This is a genomic window from Candidatus Krumholzibacteriia bacterium (assembly GCA_029865265.1).
Lineage (GTDB): Bacteria > Krumholzibacteriota > Krumholzibacteriia > WVZY01 > JAKEHA01 > JAKEHA01.
Map to the genome: position 1 here is coordinate 1 of JAOUHG010000071.1, position 5,945 is coordinate 5,945.

Sequence of the window (5,945 nt, forward strand, 5' to 3'; positions counted from 1 at the left end):
GGCGCCGTTTCCGTCCAGCGGAGGTTTACCGAATTCGTCCTTCCATGATCGAGCGCATGCGCTCGAATCCCGGACGCTCGTTCTTCTGGTTGACCGGCCATTTCACGCCCGGAGAGGCGTTGGCCGTCGGGGAGGGGGGCGCCGGGTCCAGCAGTGTGAGATAGATGTTGTTGAAATCATGGCCCTTCTGGACCCAGACCAGCGTGGGCGTCGTGCCACCGTAGACGGCGGCCGGGTCCACGCCCGGGTCGTACATGGAGTTGTAGTTCACGTCCATGTACGCGGCCACGTAGTAGCGGCCGTCCGCCATTCCATCCAGAGTGTTGAACTCCCAATGGGAGTAGGCAGGCCAGAACACCATCGTCCCGTAGAGTGGCGGTCCGGTGGGATCAAAGCTGTCCGCGTCAAACAGACCGATGCGGATATCGCCCATTGAATAAATGCCGCTATACGTTACGTGGCCAGTGACCGCACTGGGATCGAAAAGCGGGAAGTTCACGTTGGCAACGTGATTGCCGCCGGCGATGGTCACACTGTCGGGTGACATGTCACCCGCGCGAATATCCACGCCCCACATGCCGATCGCATCGCCCTGTGATGGATCGACGACGCCGTCCTTGTTGGAATCCATGATGGCGAAGGGGTAATACGTGTCGTCGACGAGACTGCTGAGATTGTACGTGTTGTTACCAGCAACGACATCAATCGCGCCAAACTTGAAGTTATCCGTCTCCATTGGCGATGCCGTTGCCGCGACGACGTACGCGCCGGTCGGATCCGAGGCGCTGTCGGACAGGGGATCGCCCGTGATGGTTCCCGCAATATGGCCGGTCGCGAGGGCCTCGCCGGTGGTAAAGCGGATGACATACGGAACCGTGTTTTCGTTGCCCGCCAGGTCCATCACCGCGCCCGGGGCGAGCGTGACGATGTACTGCTGATCGGCGGCGAGCGGGATGTCGGGCGTGAAGGTCAGCGTCTTGCCGCTGTTGGTGAACACCACCTCGCCGTCACCGATTTCGGGGTACACGTCGATGTAGATCTCAGTCTGGTTGATCGCCTCCGAGAACGTCATCGACAGCGTGGTATGGATGCTCACCCTGGTGGCGCCGTCGGCCGGAATCGTGGAAACAAGGGCCGGGGGCGTGATGTCCACGGTGGATGTCGTGGTGAACGACCAGGTCACCGTAGGCATGGTGTTGCCGGAGTAATCCTGGATGCCTTCCAGCTTCACGTTGTATTTGACGCCCGGTGACAACAAGTTCTGCGGGTACACGATCACGTGAACGCCGTTGTCGGGGCTATCCGCCAGAAACTCCAACGGACCCGCCTCCGAAACGCACGAAAACCCCATGAAAAAGGAAGCGGCGGTGACCGCTTCGGAAAACTGCATCGTTATCTGCGTGCCCACGGGCACGTTGACCGCATTGGGTGCGGGCGAACGCGCGACGAGCGCGGGCGGAGTGACATCCGGATCGTTCGACCCGGTGAACGTCTTTGTGATCGGCGTGAGTATGCTGTTACCCGCGAGATCCTTGACCCCCTTGACGCTGAAGTCATACGCAATCGTATCCATCAGCGAGATCGTGGTGAGCAGCACGGTCCGCAGATCGCTCATGAGCGATGCCGAGGCAAGGTGCAGCGTGTCGCCCGGACTGGCGGGTGCATACCCGGGCGTGCTCTCGATGATGGTGTAGAAGGGGAGGTTCTCGGCCGATGCGCGCTGCACGGACTCCGAGAATTTTACCGCGATGTGCCCCGCGTCGGGGGCCGTCACGCTGGTGACCGCCGGTGGCGTGGTGTCGGTTGAGCCGTCGCCGGGGCCGCCGTCGTCGCTGCAACTCAGGACCGCCAGGGCGAGGGCTGCCATCGCCAAGGTGCCGAATTTGAAGTGTTTGAACATGATTCCGCCTCCTGAAGGTGGGAGCGCCTGCAAGGCGATTGTGCGCCCCCCGGAAGCAGTCTGGCCATGATGCATGTGCATCATTCGTGCTCCGCGCACTCGACCTCACCGATCCCAGCGTCAAGGTCAAGTATCCCGACAACTACTGATGAATCCAGAACTTGACGCTGGCGCGGAGACCGACCTAGGATGGAGACACACCGACAAAAGGTATCAACTGCCGAGAAACCGGGTTTACCGGGTCCCATCCAATGCTCGTGCACCGAGGCCCGCGGCGCTGGCTGCAAGGAGGCATTATGGATCTGTCCACACTGGGAACTTCCCTGCAAACCACCCTGGGTGCCAACCTGCCGGCCATCGGTGCCGGACTCGGCATCCTCATCCTCGGCTGGATTGCGGCCGTGGTCGTGCGCGCGGGCGTCAAGCGCGGGCTGGAACTGCTCAAGCTCAACAAGCACATCGCGGAAACGACCGAGCGCGAGATGAACGTCGAATCCGCCATCGCCACCGGCGCGTTCTGGCTGATCATCCTGGTCACGCTGCTGGCCGTGTTCAACACGCTGGACCTGCCCCTGCTGTCCGGGCCGTTCCAGGTTCTGGTGACCCAGATCATGGGCTACCTGCCGCGCCTGCTGGCCGGCACCATCCTGATCGTGCTGGCGTGGCTCATCGCCACGGTGCTGCGCGCGGTCGTGAACCGCGTGCTGCGCAGAACCCAGATCGACGAGAAGCTCACCGAGCACGCCGGCATGCAGCCCATGAGCAAGAACGCCGGCAACGTGCTCTTCTGGCTGGTCATTCTGCTGTTTGCGCCCGCCTTTCTGGGCGCCTTCGACCTCAGCGGCCTGCTGGAACCGGTGAGCGGCATGATCGACGAGATGCTCGCCATGGTGCCCAACATATTCGCCGCGGCGGTGATTGCCTTTGCGGGCTGGCTGGTGGGGCGGATACTCGGCGGACTCACCAGCAACGTGCTGGCCGCCACCGGCGTGGACGGAGCCAGCGTGCGCGCGGGTCTCGACGAGCGGGTGAGGATCTCCCGGCTCGCCGGCACCCTGGTGATGATCTTTGTCTTCGTGCCCGCGTTGATTGCCGCGCTGGACGCGCTCCAGATCGAGGCGATCTCGGAACCCGCCACGCAGATGCTCAACAAGGTGCTGCTCGCGGTGCCGAATCTGCTGGCCGCCGCGTTGATTCTCATCATCACATGGTACGTGGCCCGCTTCGTGGCGCGTATCGTCACCCGCCTCATGGAGGGAATGGGCTTCGACACCCTGGCGGAGAAGATGCACGTCGCACATCTCTTCTCGGGGCCGATGCAGCCCTCGCGCCTGGCCGGCTCGCTGGTGCTGTTCTTCGCCATGCTGTTTGCCACTGTCGAAGCCGCCAACCAGCTGGCATTCACACAGGTGCGCGACGTGGTGACCATGCTCATCGAGTTCGGCGGCCAGGTGCTGCTGGGCGCGGTGATCTTCGTGGTGGGAGTATGGCTGGCCAACCTGGCGTACGCGGCCGTGAAGCGCGCCGGTGGCGCCCACAGCGCATTCCTGGCCAATATCACCCGTGTCGCCATCGTGGGTGTGGTGATCGCCATGGGCCTGCGGGCCATGGGGATTGCCAATGACATCGTGAACATGGCCTTTGCGTTCACCTTCGGCGCCATCGCGGTGGCCATCGCGTTGTCGTTCGGACTGGGCGGCCGCGAAGCGGCGGGCAAGCAGATGGATCGCTGGCTGACGAAGATGGGCGGAGACTGAGCGGGCGCGGCGGCCGCGTGCCGTTCGCGCAGGGAGAGAGTCCAATGAGCAACACGGTTGTCGTGATCACCGGCGCCAGCGCCGGAATCGGTGCTGCGCTGGCGGAACTGCTGGCGGCCCGCGGGATGTCGCTGGTGCTGGTGGCGCGCCGCAAGAAGGAGCTGGAGACGGTCGCCGCGCGCTGCGGCGGCCGCGCGCTCGCCATCGTGGCGGATGCGGCCGATCGCGCCGAGGTGCGGCGCGTGGTCGGCACGGCGCTGGAGCAGTTTGGTCACGTCGACGTGTGGGTCAACAACGTGGGCCGAGGCATCACGCGCATGCCCTCGCAACTGACCGACGAGGACGTGGACCATATGATGCGCCTCAACGTGAAGTCCGCGTTGTACGGCATGCAGGAGGTGCTGCCGCACTTCCAGGCGCGCGGCACGGGTCAGATCATCAATGTGTCGTCGCTGCTGGGGCGGGTGCCGTTTGCAACCATGCGTTCGGCGTACTGCGGCGCCAAGCACTTCCTCAACGCGCTGACCACCACCTTCCGCGCCGAGGTGCAGGAGAAGCACCCCGACATCCAGGTCTCTCTGGTATCGCCCGGCGTGGTGCGCACCGACTTCGGCAACAGCGCGCTCCACGGCGGGCCGGACTCGCGCAGCTTTCCGGAGTCGCAGAGCGCGGAGGAGGTGGCGGAGGTGATCGCCGGCGTCATCGAGTCCCGCAAGCCCGACGTGTACACGCGCCCGGGCGCCAGCCAGCGCATCGCCGGCTACTACGCGGGCCTGGGCGTCGACCCCTGAGCTCGCGCGGGCCGTCTGCGGCACACCGCTCCAGCATCCAGGCCCAAGCCCCTGGGGGAGTGTTGCGGCCTTGAAACAGGCGGGCGGTGGCGGTAAAATGGACACCACAGTCTTTTTTTAACCCCAAAGGAATCCGATCATGATGAAGAAGACCCTGGTTCTGGTATCCCTGGTGGCGTTGTCGGCCTGGTTCGTGTGCGCACTCGCGATGGACGCCCGCGCGCAGGCGCAGGACGAAACCGCACCCGTGATTTCAAAGCAGGAGACCACGGCGGAAGTGCCGGAACTGGACAACCTGCACGAGGTCATCTACCAGCTCTGGCACGACGCGTACCCCGCCAAGAACTACGCGTTGATCAAGGAATTGCTCACGCAGGCGGACGAGCTCACCGCCAAGCTGGATGCAGCGGAGCTGCCCGGAATTCTGCGCGACAAGGAAGGTGCCTGGGAGGAGGGCAAGGTGAAGCTGACGGAATCGCTGGCGGCGTTGCACAAGGCGGCGGACGCCAACGACGAGGAAGCCATGCTCAAGCAGACCGAGGCGTACCACGCCGCCTTCGAGGGTCTGGTGCGCGTCATCCGTCCGGTGGTGCCGGCGCTGGACGCCTTCCACCGGGAGCTCTACAAGCTCTACCACTACTACGCACCCGAGTACGACCTCCCCAACATCCGCGCGCAGGCGGCGGCCATGAAGGAAGCCATCCCGGCGCTCAAGGAGTCAAAGCTTCCGAAGAAACTCGAGGACCGGCAGAAGAGCTTTGATTCGGCGGTGGTGTCACTGGAGAACGCGGTGGACGAGCTGGTGGCTACGGCCAGCACGGACGACAAGGACGCCATCCTCGCCGCGGTGGAGAAGGTCCACATGGTGTATGTGAGAACCGAGAAGATCTTCGGCTGAGAACATGCGCACGGTGGGGGAGTCCCCACCGTGCGCTCACCACGATTCTACTTCAGCAGTACCATCTTGCGCGTTTGCACGAACGTGCCTGCCTGCATCCGGTAGAAGTACACACCCGTGGCCACCGGTTCGCCCCGGCCGTTGCGGCCGTCCCACGACACCTGGTGCGCGCCCGCCGGGCGCGGCTCGTCCACCAGTGTTTTCACCAGGCGCCCGGTTACGTCGTACAGCCGGATGGTCACCGGTGTCCGATCGACCGGCACGTCGTAACCGATGACCGTCGTCGGATTGAACGGGTTGGGAACGTTCTGGCGCAGGGCGAGGCTCTTCGGAACCGGCGCCGGGCCGACCGCGGTAACACTCCCGATGCCGATCACGAAGGGCGATAGCGTGCTCGTCTCGCCGCACACGCGGTTGGCGTCGGTATCGACGCTGGTGGTGATGTCCACCCACGCGGGCGGCATCGCCGTGGCGTCGTAGTGGATGAGGCGGACGTTGGCCTCCGGTCCCGGGAGAGATGCTTCGTCGTATCCGAAGCACACCTCGACGGTTCCCGAGAAGGTCGCCGTGGTCGAGATGTCGTAACACAGCGAGTCCGG

The 5,945-nt window shown here is 64.2% G+C and carries 5 protein-coding genes; 3 read left to right on the forward strand and 2 right to left on the reverse strand.

Features of this window, described 5'->3' with window-relative positions; all coding sequences use genetic code 11:
- Nucleotides 1-25 precede the first annotated feature (25 nt).
- Nucleotides 26-1,900, reverse strand: a complete 1,875-nt coding sequence (locus tag OEX18_15395) for an Ig-like domain-containing protein (protein ID MDH4338652.1) — start codon at nucleotides 1,898-1,900, stop codon at nucleotides 26-28.
- A 296-nt stretch (nucleotides 1,901-2,196) separates the two neighbouring features.
- Between OEX18_15395 and OEX18_15400 the strand changes: the two genes are divergently transcribed.
- The 3 genes from OEX18_15400 (at nucleotide 2,197) to OEX18_15410 (ending at nucleotide 5,346) form a co-directional block, all read left to right on the forward strand.
- Nucleotides 2,197-3,657, forward strand: coding sequence for a mechanosensitive ion channel (locus OEX18_15400; protein ID MDH4338653.1), 1,461 nt, complete (start codon nucleotides 2,197-2,199; stop codon nucleotides 3,655-3,657).
- Between the two features lie 44 nt (nucleotides 3,658-3,701).
- The gene (locus OEX18_15405; protein MDH4338654.1) at nucleotides 3,702-4,448 is read left to right on the forward strand and encodes an SDR family NAD(P)-dependent oxidoreductase; all 747 of its coding nucleotides are present in this window, start codon (nucleotides 3,702-3,704) and stop codon (nucleotides 4,446-4,448) included.
- 139 nt (nucleotides 4,449-4,587) lie between these two features.
- The gene (locus tag OEX18_15410) at nucleotides 4,588-5,346 is read left to right on the forward strand and encodes a hypothetical protein (GenBank protein ID MDH4338655.1); all 759 of its coding nucleotides are present in this window, start codon (nucleotides 4,588-4,590) and stop codon (nucleotides 5,344-5,346) included.
- Nucleotides 5,347-5,393: 47 nt separating this feature from the next.
- Here OEX18_15410 and OEX18_15415 read toward each other — a convergent pair.
- A partial coding sequence (locus tag OEX18_15415; protein ID MDH4338656.1) for a T9SS type A sorting domain-containing protein occupies nucleotides 5,394-5,945 on the reverse strand: 552 nt, incomplete at its 5' end.